The 1,943-nt window shown below is 35.9% G+C and carries 1 protein-coding gene; it reads right to left on the reverse strand.

All coding sequences use genetic code 11. From position 1 onward, the window contains the following. Window positions 1-1,943, reverse strand: a 1,943-nt coding sequence (locus NiCM35_RS26535; RefSeq protein ID WP_433780903.1) for a gp58-like family protein, incomplete at both ends; no start/stop codon positions are given.

Genomic DNA, 1,943 nt, shown 5'->3' on the forward strand with positions numbered 1-1,943 from the left:
CACTTTACTTTTAACTTCGACTCTCCCTTGTCTCACTTGTATCTTTCCGTCAATATACATATTGTCACCAGTGAAGGTAGAAGAGCTTATATTAACACCCTGTATATTACCAGCTGTTACGTTCCCAAGATTTGCTGAAATGGCCGATAAAGAACTAGCAGATATTCTTGCAGCATCAAGATAGCCAGTTGTTATTTTACCAGCATCTAAGCTAGTAATATTCCCGTTTCCTACTTTAAATGTTCCATTAACTGTAACATTCCCATCAAGGACTAATTTTTTGCCCTGTATAAGAACCCCACTTGTATCAATGTTTATCTGATTAATAATATCGTTTTTGGTAACCCTTAGATTAATCGCATCAGATAGTTGGCTAAACTGGGATACGGTTGCCATGTCTTCTGGTGCTGGTGTCCATGCAGTACACTTATCACCTACTTCTAGCTTTAATTCCTTCCACTGTAAAGTATTGCTAGGTGTGTCACTAGCACCAAATCTAGCAGACATTATAAAAGCACGTGTTCTATTTGCAGGTACTTTGAAAGTCACATAAGAGTACCCTTCACTTCCAGCTTCAATATATTCGCCACTTACATCATTATAGGTTGAATTATCACTAGGATATAATCTAATTCTAAGTTGTGCTTTCTGCGTACTGGTCTTTAGATAAATTCTAGCACTGTAAGTTTTTCCTGAAATTACTGGTATATTAGTACTATTAGTTAGTGGGTCAGCGTAATCTCCCCACCCACTCCTTGTTGTACTTCTATACTCAGAACTAGTACCAGTTACTAGGTTTCTCCCACCGATTTCCAAGTTATCTAGGTTGGATTGAACACTGGTGATTGTACTAGTTAAACTATTAGCAGTCTGTGTCAACTGGCTTTGGGTAGCAAATTTATTATTAGCGTCTGTTGTGCTAATCTTTGTATCTACAACGCCAGCTAATTGGGTAACTGTTGATTTATCAGCTTTATTCGATACAGTTGATTGAACACCACTTAGAGTTTGTGAGATGGAAGAAATATTCCCTTCTGCATTTGTTATTCTAGTAGCAAAGCTACTAGCAGTTTGTTGTAATGAACTGATATCCCCTTCCGAATTACCTACCCTAGTTGTTATACTACTTATAGTTTGTTCGATTGTGCTGAATTGTGATTGAATTGCTATTTCATTTGTAGCATCAGATACATGTATATCATCAATATATACAGTTCCTTGAGTCACAAATGTAGGAAAAGTAATTAAAATTCCCTCTACATCTGCCGGAAGAGTCATAGTACGTTCTCTCTTAGTCCAACTAGTAACAACGCCACCTAACTGTAAATCTGAAATTAAACTTCCATCTAACCTCGCAATTCGAATCTTAAAGTTTCCCGTATCAAATGTAGTACCAGATTCCATCTTTACCCACCAAGAAAGCTTTAGTGTAGTTCCTTTTGAAACAGGATATTTTAAGGGTAAGTTCTTAGGTCTAAAATACCCATTACCCTTTGTTACCTTTAAACATTTTGTTCCTTCGTGTAAATCTGATTCAACAAAAGAGCAATTAGATGGTAAGTCCCAGGCTTCATTTTCAAAACTTGGATCGGGTATCAAATTATTAGAGTTTGACAATATACCAGCTACACTAGAAACTATACTATCTGCCTTAATATCAAGACTAGCCATATTACTTTTAACAGTACTTATCTCACCATTTAAGCCAGTTATACTTGACTCTGTGGAAGAAACACGATTAGAAATACCGTTAATGCTTACATCGATTTGACCAATTTTGTTATTGTAGGTTGATAGATTAACCTTATTATTTAATGCACTATCAGTCTGTGCTTTTGTATAAACATTTGTAGCTTCTGCCTTCAAGTTAATTGCTGTGGTATGTTGATTTATTGTTGTTTCAGCATTAGATATTCGACTTCCTTGTGAATTAACAGTCTTGT

This window comes from Niallia sp. M35 (genome assembly GCF_050971705.1).
GTDB lineage: Bacteria > Bacillota > Bacilli > Bacillales > Cytobacillaceae > Niallia > Niallia circulans_A.